Genomic DNA, 18,206 nt, shown 5'->3' with positions numbered 1-18,206 from the left:
ATCACTATTCCCTCACACTTGTGAAGTCGTGACTGCTAATTGTAATAATTCGTTCAGCAAACTGTGTGGGTATGCTTAAGTGATCCTTTGTTTTGCTAAAATAAATAACTTGATGATGTGCCTTTATTTTATTTAGCAACTGGAGCATCAATTCTTTTCGCTTCTGGTCAAAATGGACAAAGCCATCGTCAATTAAAAATGGTAATGAACTGTGTTTTGCTAACCAGAGACTAATTGCTAGCCTAATTGCTACAAAAAGCTGATCACAGGTGCCTTGGGACAATTCCAAAAGTGAGTATACTTGACCATCTGCTTTAGAAACCTGAATAGTTTGAGCTTCGCTAGAAAAAAAGATTGATTGATAATACTGATTTGTTAACTGGGCAAACATTTCACTTGCCTGCTCTAAAACGGCTGGTAAATAAGATTGTTGGAAGGTAAGCTTTGTCTGCTCAATTTTCTTTAAAGCAAGCTGATTAATTAGCCATTGCTTTGCCCCATCTTCGAATTGATCCTTTAAGTAATAATAATCGTGTTTAACGTCAATTAGCTGTTGCGACTCTTCATGCTGCTTTAAAATAGCGGTATGGTCTGAAATCTCTTGTTGTAAATTTTTTATTTCTGTCCTAACCTGTTCTAGCTGTTCCTGATATTCCTTGAGGAGCACCTCTAGCTCAGCTTTACTAGAATGATTTGCCTTAAGCATTTGCTCCACCTGTTCAGTCGTTAAGGAATAACGCACAAAGCGTTCGGCAGCTTTTCTTTTTTGCTCAAGTTCCTGTTGCTTTTTAAATTGAGCGGCGGTTAATAAAAATGTCTCTTCCTCATCAGCATTTGCTCGGTCGAATAAGAATGTTCTTTCCTCTAGATATGGCGAAAGCTTACCGGCTAAGATGTTTAGTTGCTCTTCATATTCGCTTAACCGCTCTTGAAGTGCTTTTTGCTGTATAGCAAGGGTCTCCTGACTTGCAATATAAGTACGGGCTGCCTCTATAATTCTATAATAATCAGTGGAGTCAATCTCTACGACTAACGGTTTCACAGCAATTAATCTACTGTTATAATCAAGCTGCAAATTAACTAGTTCTTGCTTGTCTGCTACTAGTCTTTGACTTTGTTGAATAAGCATTTTGAGCTTAACAATCTCATCGTAAAGACCGGGCCAATACCGAACATGAATAGCTTTTAAGAAGGGATACTGATTAATTTGCTCAGCAATTAGACCAGCTAACCTTTGTTTTTGCTGCTCCAATGCATTAAGCTGCTCTTGGCTTTTTAATTGCTCAATTCTTGTTTGCTTTAACTGTTTTTTTGTATAAATGTACTGCTCGTAATTTTCTTCATGTAAAAAGAGCAACTGATCAAGCTCTGCTATTCTCAACATTGCTTCATGATTAATTTCTGTATCAAATTGGCTATCATCTGTTATTGCATTAAAAATTTTCCTTCGAAACCGAATTTGACTAATGGTGTATCCAACTACCACTATGAGTAAAAGAATGAGTAGCACCCACCATAGTCCAGAAGAGACAATAGATTGTAGCACCACCAAGGTAATTATTGAAAGAATGGAAAGAAAAACTAGCTGTGCAATTAAGTAGAGTTGGTTTTGTTTAACTAGCTTTACTTGTTCTTGTTCCTTACCTGACTGTTGCTTAACGTGTTGACGTTCTAATTGCTTCCGTTCATGCTGATTAGCCTGATGACGCTCTGAGGTCAACACAATCTTTGCTAACTCAGCCAACGCATTGACTGACTGACTTTCTGTTAATTTCTGCTCTTCTAAACGTTGTTCAACAACTTGCGTTTGCTCTTCCAAGCTATGAGAGTGCTGCGTTAGCTCGTCCCAGCTATTCTTAGTCATATAAGATAGCTTTAATTCAATCCATTCATGATGAGATAGATCCATGTTAATTAACTCAATCTGCTCTGTTAGTTTAGCTTCACATTCAGCTATGCTTTGCTCAAGATGATTGAGTTGATAATTTCTGTCTTCATATTGCTTACTATCCGATACCACAGCCGTTAATTCAGCTAGCTCTTGTACGCTGCTTAACTTAGTCTCAATATCTTCAAGTTCTTTCTGTGTCTTCAGCACTGCTTCTTTTACAACTACCTGTTCAGACTGAAGAAGGTGAATATCTGCTTTAAGTGCACGATACCTTTCTTCACCCCTTTCTGGAAAAGTAAGCTGGTCTGAAAAATCATTTAGTTGCTCTGTCGTGAGATGATAAACTTCGATTTCTGGGTAAACACGAATTGCTTCTAACAGTTCAGTTATCTCGGTGGTAAGCTCGGTGATAAGCTTATGCTTATCTGCTAATAATCTTTCTTTACTTTGCTTTACCGCTCGTTCTTCTTCATAACGTGAAATCGTTGCTTCTAACTGGTTAAATTGCTGGGCTTTCTGAGTTAGTTGATCTAGCTGTTTATTTAGAATTGGCTTTTTACCATTCGGTTTAAACAGCGTTTGAGTCGTTTGTAGTAATTTCTTCTCAGTTTGGTAAATACGTTCTGAGCCCGACATACCAATGCTTAATAATATATCACCCAGGTGCTCAGGTGAAACACGATCATGCATTTGCAGATTAAACACATCAAAAACAAATACTTTTTGGAATAACAGTTGATTAATGCCATTCAGATGAGCAGTTAACCAAGCCTGGTTCAAGTAATTGCCGTGAACATCCGTACACACTGCTTCCCCCTGCTGACGATCATGAACACGCTCAATCGTGTATCGTTGTTGATTAGGCAATTCAATTTCCATGCTACCACCCAGTGCTCCACCTTGCTTTGGCAGATACTGCTTACGTCTCTGAGCTGGCAGGCCAAAAAGGATGTATTGAATAAAAGCAACTAAGGTCGATTTACCAGCCTCATTCTCTCCCTGTATTAAAATAAATGATTTCTGCTCAAAATTAAATTGCTTGTGCTGCCATTTTCCGAATCCATAAATATGTAATTTATTAATTTTCATCAGTATCTATCCCTGTTAATTGATAAAAGGCTAACTCTTTAGCTTGCTCGGTGAGCTCTAGCTTCTCTTCTAATGAAAGCTCTGTTAAGAATCGCCTCGCCTGCTTATGCTGCCATAACTCACTACTAATAGTTAACCAGTCAATTTGATTAAAGTTGTCAGCTAACTCTAAACTGAATGGGTCTTGCCCAGTTAGTAAAGCATGCGACTCATTATCCTTGTGCTCAAGCTCAACAGCTCGAATCCAGCACCAATTCTGAGTTGCTTCAACTGCATCATTTAATACCTCAATTAGTTCAGCAATTGCCCCACTATAATAAGCTGCTTCAAGTTCATAACTAACATTACAAAGCTTAATGGAAATAATCACTTTGTCGCAACTTAAAGTCTTAATCGTTTGTGATAGAAGTAGATAAAACTGGTCTAACTGATTACAAGTTGATACATCGATCTCAAGTTGCTCGAATCGAACACTATGCAACGGCTTAAACTGCAATTGTGCTTCATGTTTGTCTATCTTTACAACATAACAGCCCTTCTCCCCCGTCTCCTTAGTTGATCGCCCCTGCGTATTACCAGGATAGACAATTGGCGGCTCCTTTGTTAATTGCTGGCGCAGATGAATATGTCCAAGTGCCCAATAATCAAAACCCTTTGTTTTAAGTTGCTGAAGCTGAAATGGTGCGTAACGATCGTGGTGATCAGACTGACCTGTACTTCCATGTAGCATACCAATAAAATAGGTCGCACCTGGATGTTTTTTAAATTCACTCGTCTTATCTGCTAACAACGCTCTTTCCAGATAGCTAAAGCCTTGGATTGAAACGATCGTCTGCTCATTTTTTTTAAATATTTTCTCTTCCACATCACCCTGAATAAATAGGTGGGTATTGTCCGGATACTGGAGCAGACTCTGATTTACTTGTCGATAGTCATGGTTGCCATAACTTAAGTAGACAGCAATATTTGCTTGCTCTAACCGTTGACAAGCCTTGAGAAATTGGATCTGAGCATAGACACTTTGAACAGTTTCATCGAATAAATCTCCGACAATAATAATAAAATCCACCGCTTCTTCTATCGCTAATTTAACTAACCGGTCCAAGACAGCAAAGGTGCTTTTTTTTAGTTGATCATATAAAGCGGCCGGTAGTGTATTCATTCCTTTAAAAGGACTATCTAAATGTAAATCCGCTGTATGAATAAATTTAATTGAATCACTCATTACTATCTCCCTTTACCCTCTTGTTGTTATTTATTTTAGCAGAGCCTTCAAACGAATGCACGTTCGTTTTTCAAAAAAATTAAAACAACCAGCCAACACTAATGTGCTTTTGCTGGTTGTTCAATTATTAATTATCTCGCTTACCTAGTTGAATAGCTTGCTTAAAGTCTTTTAATGAAGCACTTTTACCGTACATTAAGACGCCACCTCGATAAACCTTTGCCCCGACATAGCCGAGGATTAAAATTGACAGTATAAGTGTGGTAAGACTAAGAGCAATTTCCCAAGTAGGAATCTCTAATAACCCAACTCTTAAGAACATAACCAAAGGAGTAAAGAATGGAATATGTGATGTTATCGTAATAAGAGTTGAATCAGGTACACCGATACCAAACATTGATATCATAAAGGCTATAATGATTAAGAATGTAACAGGCATCATTAATTGCCCTACATCTTCAAGCCGACTAACTAAAGAGCCGAGCATTGCCGACAAGGTTGCATAAAGTAAATAGCCAAGTAAGAAGAAAACAACAGCATAAATATATGTTGATAGCGGTACATTTGAAACACCAAAAAATTCAAATGCCTCACCAATCATGTTGTCAGCTCGACTTTCAACAACATAAAAACTAACAGTAATAAACAGACTAATCTGAATTAGTCCCAGTAAAGCTATTCCAAAAATCTTGGCAAACATTTGCTTAATTGGTGATGAACTTGAGATTAAAATCTCCATCACTCGTGATGACTTTTCATTAGCAATATCCATTGCTATCATATTGCCATACATGAGCACGGCAAAGTATAAAATAAAGAGCATTGCATAGACAAGACCACGTGCAACACCAATCTCCTCTTCTGTACGTGCCGTTCGCCCATCTGCTAATTCAATCGCAACGGTGTCAAAATCAAACGGTTGATAAATTGCATCAATGGTAGCTTGGTCAATCCCCGCTTCATTTGTCGCTAAGGCTACTTTTATTTGCTGTAAGGAAGCTGCGGTTTGGTTAGGCACGGATTGATTAATGAGCTGGTCAGTGTGATAGCTTGCTTGAAAGATTGTTTCATTATCTTCCTCAATCACAAGGACTGCAGTATAGGTGCCAGCCAAAACGGCTTGCTCAGCCGCTGATAAAGAATCATTAAATTCAACAAATATAAGTTCATCCTGATCTGAAAATTCTTCCAGCAACGAAAAGACAGTGTCGGTCTGATCAATAACGGCTACTTGATTTGCCCCAGCATCGTTATCAAAGAGTCCAATAAGTCGATCAATATTTCCAAGAGCAACAATAGAAACAAGGAAAAGTGCGGTCGTGATAATAAAAGATTTTGATTTTACCCTGGACAAGAACGTATAACAAAAGACCACCCAGAATTTATTCATATGATTCACCTACTTTTTCAATAAAAATATCGTTGAGGGAAGGTTCTTCTAATTCAAACTTCCGTATAAAGCCTTTGCCTTGGAGAGACTCAAGGATGCGTTGAGAAACTTCTTCATCTTCAATTTGTAATTTACAGCCTACAGGTGTAACTTTCTGACTGACAACACCTTGTAAATCAGCTAAATAGCTTAAATCAAAGTCTGCATGGATAAAAAGATTTTTCTTTCCAAATGACCGCTTAATTTCCTTTAATGAACCATGTACAATCGGTTTTCCATGCTGCATAATACACAAATATTCACAAAGCTCTTCTACAGTATCCATCTGGTGGGAAGAGAATACGATGGTCGTTCCAGCTTCCTTTAATTTTAATACAGCATTTTTTAATAGCTCTACGTTTACAGGGTCAAGTCCAGAAAAGGGTTCATCCAAAATTAATAGCCTTGGATTATGTATAACAGCAGAAATAAATTGAATTTTCTGTTGATTTCCCTTTGACAGCTCTTCCACTTTTTTATCAAGGTAATCGGGTATTCTAAACCGTTCTAACCATTGGTTTAATTGCTCTAAGATCTCCTTTTTTGCCATACCTCTTAATCTGCCTAGATAAATAATTTGTTCTTTAACAGTTTGCTTTGGATATAAGCCTCTCTCTTCAGGAAGATAACCAATTTTATCAGTCTTGTCATAATTAATCGGTTCACCTTCCCAGGTAATTGCTCCTTCTGTAGCATCAATTAAACCTAATATCATACGAAATGTTGTCGTCTTCCCGGCGCCATTAGCGCCTAAAAAACCAAAAATCTGTTTATCAGGTATATCTAAGGAAAGCTGATTAACAGCTGTAAAGGAACCAAAACGCTTTGTTACTAAATCAATCTTTAATGACATACTTCTTTCCCCTCTCTTTTTATTAATACTCAACTTTCGCACCCTGAGAATAGTTATTCACCCTTTAACGTGTTTGGCGGTGTCGCTATGCAATACCAATGGTGACTTTCTAATCCGTTTGGCGCGCTATGCCGTTCTGAACAGCAATTTCCGCGGGAATGGCTTCGGCCCTACAGGATGTAGGTCAGTTAGACGTAGTCCCAAGTATTTTGGTGGGGCGAGTAGGCGCAAATCACTTCGGTGGGATGAGTAAGCGCAATCCCAGTCTCAGTCCCATGACGTGATGGGTTTAGTCTCACATCCCCACTTTGTGAAGAAAGACGCGCCAAAAGTGGATCTTTAGCTCATCCTCTTCCTACAGGAGTCTCACTCATTGCTTAGCTCCACTCAGTCAGATGTTCATCATGAGTAAATCAGACCCATCGTGCCATATCAGGAGTAGAAGCGAAAATAGCGCTTATTATCGTCAGCCAGCTTAGCTGAACGTTGCTATGTTAATGCAAAAGTTGAGTTAATCGTTAACAGTTATCTCGTTCAATTAACCGTTAAGACAATATTTTAAGTCATTTTGACAATTATACTTGTCACCATTTTACCCATAAATAATCTTTCTTGTCAATGCTGTTTTTCCTTTCTTCACTAGCTAGTTAAACATTTTGCTCGACCTAATTCCCGCTATCGTTTGATATAGAAAATGCTTATTTGGTCAGTATACTGATCAAATAAGCATCTCTATCATAAAAAAATTAAGATAAATGCGTTAAAAAGTTTGCCAGCGAAGTAATCGCCTCTTGATCATCTGGTCCATCAGCTAATAATGTCACTGAATCACCGGTAGCGATGGCAAGGCTTAGTAAGCCCATAATACTTTTGGCATTAACACGTCGGTTACCCTTCTCTAAAAAAATCTCTGCCATATAGCTATTTGATTTTTGAACAAATTCTGAAGCAGGTCCAGCTTGTAAACCAGGTTCAACAACAACTTTGACCGTCTTTTCTACCATTGCCAATAAGCTCCTTTCGTTTACCTTTTAAACTATAAAAGCTTATGTTATTTTATCACTTTTTAGACGTTTTGAAAACGCTTTATCCTTTTTTTCTAACTACAATGGCCTATGCTGATTTCTTAATTGCTCTGCAAATTGATCAATTTTTTTTAAGCGGTGATTAATTCCTGATTTACTAATATTCCCACCACTGACAAGTTCCCCAAGTTCCTTTAGTGTCACATCTTGGTGCGTAATCCTTAATTTTGCAATTTCTTGCAATTTGTCTGGTAAAGCGGCTAACCCAACTGTTTTGTCAATAAATTTGATGTTTTCAACCTGTCGAAAGGCAGCTCCAATTGTTTTGTTTAAATTAGCTGTTTCACAGTTCACCAGTCGATTAACAGAATTACGCATATCACGCATAATTCTAACATCCTCAAATTTCAATAAAGCTTGATGGGCGCCAGTATAATTTAAAAACTCAGTAATTTTTTCTGCTTCCTTAATATACGTGATAAAACCCTTTCGTCGCTCTAAAATACGGGCATGAAGTCCAAAATCGTTCATTAGCTGACATAATGAATCGTTATGCTCCTGATAAGCATTTGCGATTTCTAAGTGATAGGAAGAGGTTTCTGGATTATTAACAGAGCCGCCGGCTAAAAACGCACCTCTTAAGTATGCACGTTTACAGCATTTTTTCTGCAAAAACTTCATTGGAATCGTTCTTACTAAGGCAAAAGGCTCCTGCAAAATTTGTAAATCAAGCAAGACTGCCTTAGCCCCTTCTTCTATTCTAACAATATAGACATTATTTTTTTTCAGTTTCATTTTTTTTCGAACAAGTAGCTTAATTGGATAATCATAGTTTGCCTTGATCATGACATAGATGCGTCTTGCAATGGCCGCATTCTCAGTTTGAACATCAAGTACATACGCTTGTCTTGCAATCGAGACAGCACCGTTCATCCGAATTAACGCAGCTAGTTCTGCTGATTGACAGCATGATTTATTATCTATTTGGGTCATTTCTTTTTTAATTGCAGATGCAAAAGACATGCTTCTCTCACCCCTCTTTCGTTAAAGCATCCACGCCAATCATTTGACACAGAATTTGCGCTACTTTAGCTTTATCATGCCTAAGGACTGTTCTTTTGTCATCAATAATATCAGCCTCAATAATTTTTATGCCTAGTTTTTCAAGTCGATGCCGATCATATTCCACTGGGTCTGCATTTTCCTCAGCGTATAGTTCTCGAACAGATCCAGTAATGGCTTTATTATGCACAACTACTTTATCGAGACAGCCTTCACCAATATGGTCAAGAATTGCTTGAGCATGGTCGGCTACGGTATAGTTGGTCGTTTCCCCTGCCTGTGTCATGACATTACACACATAGACTACCTGTCCCTTTGTTTCACGTAAGGCATCGGCAATTTGTGGGACGACTAAGTTTGGTAATGTGCTCGTATATAGACTTCCGGGTGAAATCACAACAAGATCAGATTCTAGTACGGCCTGAACAGCCTCAGGTAAAGGTTCAACTGCTTCTGGCTCGACAAAAACACGCTTAATTTTCTTATTAGCAAGCGGAATATTGGATTCTCCTGCGATAATCTCACCATCTACCATCTCTGCATTTAGGAACATGTTCTGATTCGCAATTGGATAAATCTGACCGTGGACGTTAAATACCCGGGAAATCTCCTTAATACCATTATAGAAGTCACCCGTAACAGCAGTCATTGCCGCCAAAATTAAATTACCCATGGAATGTCCCATTAAACCATTGCCGTTCTTAAAGCGATGCTGAAAAAGGCTATCCATAATTGGTTCCACCTCAGACAAAGCTGAAATAACATTGCGAATATCACCTGGTGCTGGCATTGACATTTCAGCACGCAAACGGCCAGAGCTACCACCATCATCAGCAACCGTAACAATTGCAGCTAAATCAATGGGATAATGCTTTAAACCCCGCAACAAAACAGGCATACCTGTACCGCCACCAAGTACTGTTATTTTTTTTTTATTTATTTGCTTCATAAAAATTAATGTCCCTTTCTCTTATCAATATCCCGATGTGCAACATGTGTTGTGTATTGGGAAGAAAAATACTTAGCTATATGCTCAGCCAAAGCTACTGAACGGTGTTGTCCTCCCGTACAGCCAATTGCAATGACTAATTGGGATTTTCCTTCTTTTTTATACTGAGGAAGCATGAAAGCTAATAAATCCAGTAGTTTTTCCAAAAAGCGTTGTGTTTCAGACCATTTAAATACATAGTCTGACACATCTTTAGTTAACCCCGTTAACGGTTGAAGATGTGCAACATAATGAGGGTTTGGTAAAAAACGCACATCAAAGACCAAATCAGCATCGATTGGCATCCCATATTTAAAGCCAAATGATAATGTATGGATTGAAAAAATCTTCTGTTCTGTCTCACCATATTTAAGCACAATTTTCTCTCTTAGTTCTTTCGGTTTTAAGTTAGTCGTATCAATAAAATGTTGGGCACGTCCTCTAAGCTCTCCAAGTATTCGACGTTCTTGGTTAATTCCTTCTAACGGCAACCCCGAAGGAGCTAGTGGGTGCTGCCTTCTCGTTTCTTTATAGCGCGATACCAGCATATTATCATGTGCATCAAGGAAGAGAATATGCTCTTCTAACCAGACTGAGTCTGTTAATTGATCAAGCGCATCAAATAAGGTATCGAAAAATTCACGTCCTCTTAAATCCATTACTAATGCTACTTTATTAATTGTATTATTTGCATCCTTCATAAGCTCTAGAAATTTAGGAAGAAGTGCAGGTGGTAAATTATCGACACAGTAATAACCTAAATCTTCAAAGCTTTGAACGGCTACTGTCTTTCCTGCACCAGACATCCCAGTTATAATAACTAATTTCGTCTCATGACTAGCACTCATCCTAATCATCCTTCCTTAGCAATTTCAAGACCATTAATACGGTAATCATTGAGTTGATCATCTTCATTCAAATCAAAGCTACCGTAAAGTAGTTGCTTTTTGTTAACAATATATTCATGAATAAAACGATCAGATGGCGCAACTGGAATACTACCTAACAAATCAATTGAAACCCATTCTAACTGCCCCTCTGGTGAATATTCGACTAGCTGACCAGTAAATTTATCTGCTTGGAAGGTAAACATCATCCACTCGTTTTTAGGAGGCTGTGCTGAAGGCTTAGTCATGGTGGCTACACTGCATAACTTAGGGGCGTGTATGGTCAAACCTGTTTCTTCACTTACTTCTCTAATGACCGCTTCTTGAATCGATTCACCGTACTCCATTTTACCCCCTGGCATCGCATACCAGCCATAACGAGGTTTTTTCAGAAGCAATACTTGATTATTTTTTATAATTAAGCAATTCGTTACACGCTGCACAATAATTCACTCTCTTCATATCGGATAGATTCATCCTTTATTATACTATAACAAGCTTGTACTTACTATTAAAGAGAACAGCAGAGACGAGCTAAAAGTTTTGACATCCTAATATTGCTTCTTAGCCGCTGCTAATTGAACTAATTTGTTTACAAAAAAGGTTGTATATTAAACACTACTAATTTTAGTATGTTTGATATACAACCCCAAAAAAAAGGCACAGACGATGAGTCTGTGCGTCAAAATGTATTTAAAAAAGGGGGTTAATTAATTATTTTTATTATACCCAATTAGTGTTTCAGTCGTGTTACAGGGTGATTAAAATCAGGTAAAGATTGGTTTCTTTTCAGAAAATTGCTTGTCATTAATAACATACCATAAATTAATGCGTTGTTTCTTGCTTCTCAGCTAATGACTCAATATATGCCTGCACACGTTGCGCAGCAATACTCCCATCACCTGTGGCAGTAACAATTTGTCTTAGCTCTTTCTCCCGAATGTCACCGGCAGCGAAGATACCAGAGATTTTTGTTTCCATGTTTTCATTTGTTGGAATATAACCTTCACTATTCGTAATACCTAGTGCTACAAATGGTTCACTTAATGGAACCAATCCAATATAAATAAACGCTCCATCAGCATGATGCTGATACGTTTCACCAGTTTGAACATTTTCCAAGGTCACTGAACCCACTTTTCCATTCTCGCCATTAATTGATTTGACAACGGTGTCCCAAATGAAATTAACTTTTTCATTTTTAAATGCTCGTTCTTGTAAAATTTTTTGGGCACGTAATTGATCACGTCGATGAACAACCGTTACTTTGCTCGCATAACGCGTCAAATAAACGCCCTCTTCAACCGCAGAGTCACCACCACCGACGACGATGAGTTCTTTGCCTTTAAAGAATGCTCCGTCACATACAGCACAATAGGAAACGCCTCTACCTGACAACTCTTCTTCGCCTGGTACACCTAATTTTTTATATTTGGCACCGGTCGCAATAATTATAGCTTTAGTATAATATGTTTTTTGCCCAGCTTTAACAACCTTAATTTCACCTTGATCAGTCACCTCTTGAATATCACCATAAGCATATTCTGCTCCGAATTTTTTAGCATGCTCAAACATTTTATTAGACAATTCAGGACCTAAGATACTCTCATAGCCAGGATAGTTTTCTACATCCTCAGTGTTAGCCATCTGCCCACCTGGAATGCCACGCTCAATCATAAGCGTATCAAGGTTAGCTCGTGAGCTATATAGAGCAGCGGTCATACCAGCGGGACCAGCCCCAATAATTATCACATCATACACATGTTGCTCTGACATCATATTCCCTCCATATCAAATAAATCTTTTCCTTATTATGATCGCTTTCCAATTCTCAGTCCACTGATTTGCTCAGTATTAATCCACTTTCCATGGAAAGGGTTCTTGCCTTAATATTTCATGAAGCTTACAACCTTCTGCCCAAATTTTCTCAGCTTCCACTTTAAAACCAGTAAGGTAAGCCACTTTTGCATATCCCCGATAGTATTCTAAATGACTCTTCACCTTGCGCTTAGGTAACACCGAAAATCGCTGAAAAGCCTCGGCAAGATAGTCAGTATGTGCCAGTGTCAAGGCAATCTTTAATGATTGCTCTGATTGCATCGGGTATACATTTAACAATTGCTTAACAATCCTGTCCTGGCGGTCAGTATTACCCACTTCATGATAGAATACAGCTAAATTAGCTAAGGCAAATAAAGAACCAGGTGATTGTTCTAGAAAACTTTCCTCCGCTTTAATTGCCTTAGCTTTATTTCCAGCAAAAAATTGGGCATAGAAATAGTAGCGTTGGGCTAGTGGGTAATCTGGGAAACGATCAATCATTTCGGCTAATAAGGTACTTGCTAAATCCCATTCATGACGCTGAAGGTGATAAAATGCTGTCTCTTGATAGATTAGCAGTTCATCATCTTCTAGCCAATCCTCATCCTCTTCAAAGCTCTCGTCTAGCACCGTCAACAATTGCTCAGCCTCAGAGATAAATTCCCCGGATGGGTCTTTTTCTAAATAAAGTGATGCATACTTTTGAGCTTCATTAAGTAAGCCGAGATGCGCATAATTATTAGCAATTAAATAATAGCAATCATAATAATCGCTTCCATGCTTATCAATTACTTCTGTTAAAATTTGATTTGCCGCATGGTAAGCACCTATTTCTGTATAAATAATTGACATTTGAGCAGGATAAAGGGCTTCATCTGGATCCACTTCGGCAGCCTTTTTTAACCACTTTAAAGCACGATCAAACTTACGCTTATAGAAGGCCTCTACCCCTTTTGAGAAGAAGAAATCTCCTTCTGGGACAAAAGGAATGACACCATGATTACGCGTTTCTTTCTTATCTTTTTTATTATTAGTCATTAGCGACCCCTTTAAACAGGATTTCATACAGTCAGAAGTATAACATACTTTCTTTATCTAGACTGGTTCAAGTAGATAACTTTTTAAATCGCTATTCTTACCTGCAAATAATTCGTTAGTGCACAAGGAGCTTGCCCTGCATTTCATAATAAAACTTGGTTCTTTATTAACCACATACGACATTCTCTCTCATAATATGAACGTTCTTCCTTCGACCAAGATAGCTGATCAGAGAGGAAGCTTAACATATAAGGTATCTGTTCGGCAATATTACCGATTTCAAGTATGCTCAGTCGTAAATACCTCACTAGAAAATCACTTGGCTTGTATACTGATTCGTAACGAATTGCAAATAGTAATTCAATTAAGAGTGATTTAGCCATTGGGTATTTGCTTTGCAATTGTTCGGCTTCCTGAAGTAATTCCGTTATTAAATCAGTCTGATCACCTTCACGATTGCAAACTTGCCTAATAAATTCATCATTAAGCCATGTATGATTAAACGATTCTGGACGTTTATTTGCTCTAACAGCATGATCGTCCAGAATCACTAGCTTTCTTGTTTCGGATCTTGAATAGAGAATCAATTGTTTCTTTTTAAATTCTTGAGCAATTAAATTGACAACATGATTAGCATGAACGCGATAGAAAATTAAGGGAACGCCTGTGCTTGAAATTAAGCCTGACAAAGATCGTTCTAGTTCGCCTTCACCAAAATAGGCAGACGTGGATTGATATGAAATGTTAAAATCAACCACCCGTTCAAGCGTTAATTTTGCCTTGTCGTTAACAGCATAAATGCTTTTACTTAAACCTTCAAACTCTTCGAATGAAAACAAGTAGTCTAATTGCTCCTCATCGGCCAAAGCGACAGTGGTTGTAATGAGCACCCATTTTCGATATGGAAAAAGTTCAATTAACTGCCCGCTATCTATTGCTGGGAATAAGATTGGATGGGGTATGGGTAGATCTTCTGATCGGACAATAAGTTGCAGTCTTTTGACCCTATCACGAATAGGAGCTTGTTTTTTTTTCATATCTAACTGTTGCAAATCTGTTGAATAAATACCTGTCGCATTAATTATTTTCTGCCCCTGGAAATAGTACTGCTCGCCTGTTAACTGCTCTTCAATGACAACACCATTTATCAGATTGTCGGCGTTATAATTAAATCCTGTAACCTTCATATAATTTACTGTTTCCACACCATGTTGTTGTGCTTTCCTTATCAGACCCATTGTCATCTTTGCTTGATCAATATGTACATCTTTAATAAGCTGGGCGGATTTTAACTGTTTAGTATTAAGTTCGGGTAAATAGGCTTGCACATTTTTTTCCGAAAGCCGTTGCGCTCGCTTCACAAGAAAACTGCGCTGCTGAGACGGGGACAATTGCTTTTTGCTCATATACGGACCATGTTGACTTTGCTTATCGCCAACATAATTCAAATTTATATAATCCGCTTCATCTACTAATAATGGGAAGTTAGTTTCAAACAGCTTTCTCTCGGCAACAGCCTGCTTCCATTCTTTCTTTGAAGAGAAGAAATGATTAGCCAATAACGGACTAAACTGTCCAGATCTCTCTGAAGCATAATCGTGTCTCTCAACGAGTAAGGTTCTCATCCCACGCAAACCTGCTTCAACAGCTATACTTGCACCCGTCACACCACCTCCGATGATAATAACATCGAAGCTTTGACTAGCTAATCTACGAATCATTTCAATTCTGTTACAATTTGACAAAGTCATAGCGACTCCTCCTCTTCATGTGAAATCATGATGTTCCCTGCTTTAACCTTACCAAAGTAAAATAAACGGTTAATATTAGCAACTTACTAATAGCCGCTAAGCAGTTTATTCAGCCTCCTGCTTACGCTCAAGCATCTCTTTAGCTGTAAAAACAACTCTCATTGGATTTCCAGCAACAAATGATCCAGCATCCACATCCTTTGCTACAATAGTTCCGGCAGCAACTGTTGCCCCGTCTCCAATAGTGACACCCGGCAAAATAGTACTGTTCGCTCCAATCATGACCTCGTTACCAATAATAATATTACCCAAGCGGTACTCTTTAATCAAATACTCATGTGTCAACAAAGTTGTATTGTAGCCAATTACCGAATTCGTTCCAACTTTAATTCGCTCTGGGAACATAAGATCAACCATAACCATTAAAGCAAAGGCAGTATAAGCTCCTACCTCCATGTGCAACAGGTTTTTATATAACCAATTTTTCCAAGCAAGGAAAGGCGTATATCTGGCGATCTGAATGATAATAAAATTTTTTAGCACTTTATAAAAGGAGACGGTTTTATACAATTGCCATAAAGCATTCGCTCCTTGGACTGGGTAGCGCTCAAGCTTACGCATTATTCCACCTCTAAAATGGTTAATAAATCATCCATTTGCTCAAGCATATAATCCGGCTTATAAGCGGCTAATGTCTCCCGCCCCTTAATACTCCAAGCTACTCCAGCTGTTCGAGTACCCGCATTCTGGCCAGCCTCTATATCATGATAATTGTCACCAATCATTATAGCATCAAAAGGGGTTTGACCTAATGCAGTCAGTGCTTTGATGACAGGTTCTGGGTGAGGCTTAGCATGCTCAACCTCATCTAACCCAATGACAACATCAAAATATGGTAGCAGACCTGTAATTTCTAAGCCTAAGCGGGCAGTATCGGTTATTTTTGTTGTAACAATTCCTAATTTGTAGCCAGCCTTATGTAGCTTTTTAATTGTTGCTACTACTGTAGGATAAGCCTTTACATAAGCATCATGATTTGATAAATTATGCGCGCGATACGTTTCCATTAGTGCATTAGCATTGGATGGATCGACCTTAGTTAGTGATTCAATTAATGGGGGACCGATAAATGGTAGAATTTCTTCTCTTAAATAGTCCTTACCAGTATGCTTCTTTAACGTGTGAAGAAATGAGGCAATAATAAGTTCATTTGTGTCAATTAATGTTCCATCTAAATCAAAAAGTAAAGTTTTAATTTTCATAACGAATTGATTCCTTTCTTTCCTTATATTCTGATTGTCTCCAGAAAAATGCGATACATGCTGTTAAACAAATTGCTGTTACTAATCGAATAATTAATAATGGCCAAACCGGGATGCCTAAGGGAATAAAGATTAAGGTATCCTCAATGACCGCATGGCAAGCAACTAAAAAAATAAAGGAGAGGTACATATCCTTTTTAGCAACACCATCTTCTTTAACCGCTTGAACCATAACACCGGCACCAAATGCAAGGCCAATTGAAAGACCTGCCACTAGCGTCATTGAAGCATTGGGCTTAATGCCTAAAATCTTGGTAAACGGACTGAATGCTTGCGAGATTTTACTCATCCAGCCTAAATCGCGAAAAAACTGCATGATAATCATGAGTGGGATGACAATCATCATCAACTGAATAATACTAGTAGAAGCTTTAGTAATTGCTTCTAAACCTATTTCAACAATACCTTCTGGTGCATTAGCATTTGTTGGGACAAAGCCATATTGAGCAACTTCTTGTCCACCAGACCAGCTTAACTGAATGATAATTGCTGACAAGCTGGCGAGTAACAACCGCACACCAATTACAATTGGCCAACGCAAGCCGACTTTAATAGCAACACTTGACTCAACAAATAAATTATGAGAAAAAGATAGCATAACCGCCATAATAAAAACTTCTTTAACAGTAAATTCAAAGGAAACAAGTGCCCCAATAGCGGCATATAAGTTCAATGAATTCCCTAACACAAGTGGCACAGCAGCCTCTCCCGAAAGACCAAACAAACCCATTAAAGGTCTGACTAGATTGATTAACCAAGGTAATACCGGTGTAAACTGCAACAAACTAATGAGTAGCGTAATTGGAAAAATAACCTTACTTAATGTCCATGTAACGTTTATCCCTTGCTTTAATCCTCGAACTAAAATAGCCCCCACGCAATCATCCCTCACCTTTTTTGTCTTTTTTTACTTTGACGAATAATGCTAAACTGTTAGCATACCCTTATTTTAATAAACCTGCCTATTTAGGTGACATAGGCAGGTTTCAACAGTTAAATTTTCTTACCATTGTATTTAACTTGTATCGTATTACTCTTGCGATGGTAAATGAGCAAAGCAATCCCAACAATAATTGCCACAATTGAAACAACTTGTGCTGTTCTTAATGCACCTATTATATATAAGCTGTCCGTTCTGATTCCCTCAATAAAGAAGCGACCGACCGAGTACCAAATCACATAATGGATAAAGACGTCTCCGCGCAACGGATTCTGTCGCCTAAACCACAAAAGCCCAGCGAACACCAATAAATTCCAGAGTGATTCATAAAGGAATGTTGGATGATACAAGACACCATCAATAACCATTTGATTCTCAATAAAATTTGGTAAGAAGCGAATAAAATTTTCATAAGCCGCATCAGAAACAGGTCCTCCGTGCGCCTCCTGATTCATAAAGTTTCCCCACCGTCCAATTGCTTGCCCAATAATAATACTTGGTGCGGCAATATCAGCAATTTTCCAAAAGGGAATATCTCTTTTTTTGGCAAATATGTATGCGGTTATAACCGAACCGATTAAAGCACCATGAATAGCAATGCCACCCTCCCAGACAGCTATTAAGCTAATAAAAGGGCGATTTGCATAGCGCTCCCATTCAAAAATCACATAGTAGATGCGCGCGGAAATAATGGCGATTGGTAGGGCCCACATTAATAGGTCAGTAAAGAGCTCCTTCGGCAACCCTAAGCGGACACTTTCTTTCGTTGCCAGCCAAAGAGCAATCACAACTCCAGTAACAATAATTACCGCATACCAATAAATTGTTATCGGGCCTAATTCTAAAAAGATTGGATTAAGCGGTGTATTTAATAATGGCATAAGT

The 18,206-nt window shown here is 38.3% G+C and carries 16 protein-coding genes; all 16 read right to left on the bottom strand.

Features of this window, described 5'->3' with window-relative positions; all coding sequences use genetic code 11:
• Window positions 1–4: 4 nt before the first annotated feature.
• Window positions 5–2,980 (bottom strand): ATP-binding protein, encoded by a 2,976-nt coding sequence (locus BM000_RS13295; RefSeq protein WP_091499388.1) that lies wholly within the window; start codon window positions 2,978–2,980, stop codon window positions 5–7.
• Window positions 2,970–4,205 carry a metallophosphoesterase family protein gene (locus tag BM000_RS13290; RefSeq protein ID WP_091499385.1) on the bottom strand — a complete coding sequence of 412 codons (1,236 nt, stop codon included), beginning with the start codon at window positions 4,203–4,205 and terminating at the stop codon, window positions 2,970–2,972. Before BM000_RS13290 ends, BM000_RS13295 begins: the two co-directional genes overlap by 11 nt.
• Before the next feature lie 127 nt (window positions 4,206–4,332).
• Window positions 4,333–5,595, bottom strand: coding sequence for an ABC transporter permease (locus tag BM000_RS13285; RefSeq protein WP_091499382.1), 1,263 nt, complete (start codon window positions 5,593–5,595; stop codon window positions 4,333–4,335).
• Window positions 5,588–6,487, bottom strand: coding sequence for an ABC transporter ATP-binding protein (locus tag BM000_RS13280; RefSeq protein ID WP_091499379.1), 900 nt, complete (start codon window positions 6,485–6,487; stop codon window positions 5,588–5,590). The genes BM000_RS13285 and BM000_RS13280 overlap by 8 nt, the downstream gene beginning before the upstream one ends.
• 746 nt (window positions 6,488–7,233) lie before the next feature.
• Complete coding sequence (locus tag BM000_RS13275; RefSeq protein ID WP_091499377.1) at window positions 7,234–7,491, bottom strand: HPr family phosphocarrier protein; 258 nt, start codon at window positions 7,489–7,491, stop codon at window positions 7,234–7,236.
• A 99-nt stretch (window positions 7,492–7,590) separates the two neighbouring features.
• The gene (whiA, locus tag BM000_RS13270; protein WP_091499374.1) at window positions 7,591–8,535 is read right to left on the bottom strand and encodes a DNA-binding protein WhiA; all 945 of its coding nucleotides are present in this window, start codon (window positions 8,533–8,535) and stop codon (window positions 7,591–7,593) included.
• Window positions 8,536–8,542: 7 nt separating this feature from the next.
• Window positions 8,543–9,523 carry a gluconeogenesis factor YvcK family protein gene (locus BM000_RS13265; RefSeq protein WP_091499371.1) on the bottom strand — a complete coding sequence of 327 codons (981 nt, stop codon included), beginning with the start codon at window positions 9,521–9,523 and terminating at the stop codon, window positions 8,543–8,545.
• A gap of 5 nt (window positions 9,524–9,528) precedes the next feature.
• Window positions 9,529–10,410, bottom strand: coding sequence for an RNase adapter RapZ (gene rapZ / locus BM000_RS13260; protein ID WP_091499369.1), 882 nt, complete (start codon window positions 10,408–10,410; stop codon window positions 9,529–9,531).
• A 5-nt stretch (window positions 10,411–10,415) separates the two neighbouring features.
• Complete coding sequence (locus BM000_RS13255) at window positions 10,416–10,892, bottom strand: 8-oxo-dGTP diphosphatase (protein WP_091499367.1); 477 nt, start codon at window positions 10,890–10,892, stop codon at window positions 10,416–10,418.
• Window positions 10,893–11,274: 382 nt separating this feature from the next.
• Window positions 11,275–12,225, bottom strand: a complete 951-nt coding sequence (gene trxB, locus BM000_RS13250; protein WP_091499364.1) for a thioredoxin-disulfide reductase — start codon at window positions 12,223–12,225, stop codon at window positions 11,275–11,277.
• Between the two features lie 78 nt (window positions 12,226–12,303).
• A complete protein-coding gene (locus BM000_RS13245; RefSeq protein ID WP_091499362.1) occupies window positions 12,304–13,308 on the bottom strand; it encodes a tetratricopeptide repeat protein in 1,005 nt (334 codons plus the stop codon).
• 143 nt (window positions 13,309–13,451) lie between these two features.
• A complete protein-coding gene (locus BM000_RS13240) occupies window positions 13,452–15,059 on the bottom strand; it encodes an FAD-dependent oxidoreductase (protein ID WP_091499359.1) in 1,608 nt (535 codons plus the stop codon).
• Between the two features lie 105 nt (window positions 15,060–15,164).
• Window positions 15,165–15,680 (bottom strand): acyltransferase, encoded by a 516-nt coding sequence (locus tag BM000_RS13235; RefSeq protein ID WP_091499356.1) that lies wholly within the window; start codon window positions 15,678–15,680, stop codon window positions 15,165–15,167.
• Complete coding sequence (ppaX, locus tag BM000_RS13230) at window positions 15,680–16,321, bottom strand: pyrophosphatase PpaX (protein ID WP_091499354.1); 642 nt, start codon at window positions 16,319–16,321, stop codon at window positions 15,680–15,682. The genes BM000_RS13235 and ppaX overlap by 1 nt, the downstream gene beginning before the upstream one ends.
• The gene (locus tag BM000_RS13225; protein ID WP_091499351.1) at window positions 16,311–17,258 is read right to left on the bottom strand and encodes a nucleoside recognition domain-containing protein; all 948 of its coding nucleotides are present in this window, start codon (window positions 17,256–17,258) and stop codon (window positions 16,311–16,313) included. Before BM000_RS13225 ends, ppaX begins: the two co-directional genes overlap by 11 nt.
• Window positions 17,259–17,374: 116 nt before the next feature.
• The gene (gene lgt, locus BM000_RS13220; RefSeq protein WP_091499349.1) at window positions 17,375–18,202 is read right to left on the bottom strand and encodes a prolipoprotein diacylglyceryl transferase; all 828 of its coding nucleotides are present in this window, start codon (window positions 18,200–18,202) and stop codon (window positions 17,375–17,377) included.
• Window positions 18,203–18,206 lie beyond the last annotated feature (4 nt).

The organism is Amphibacillus marinus, from assembly GCF_900110345.1.
GTDB lineage: Bacteria > Bacillota > Bacilli > Bacillales > Amphibacillaceae > Amphibacillus_D > Amphibacillus_D marinus.
This window is presented reverse-complemented; position numbering and strand designations above follow the sequence as displayed.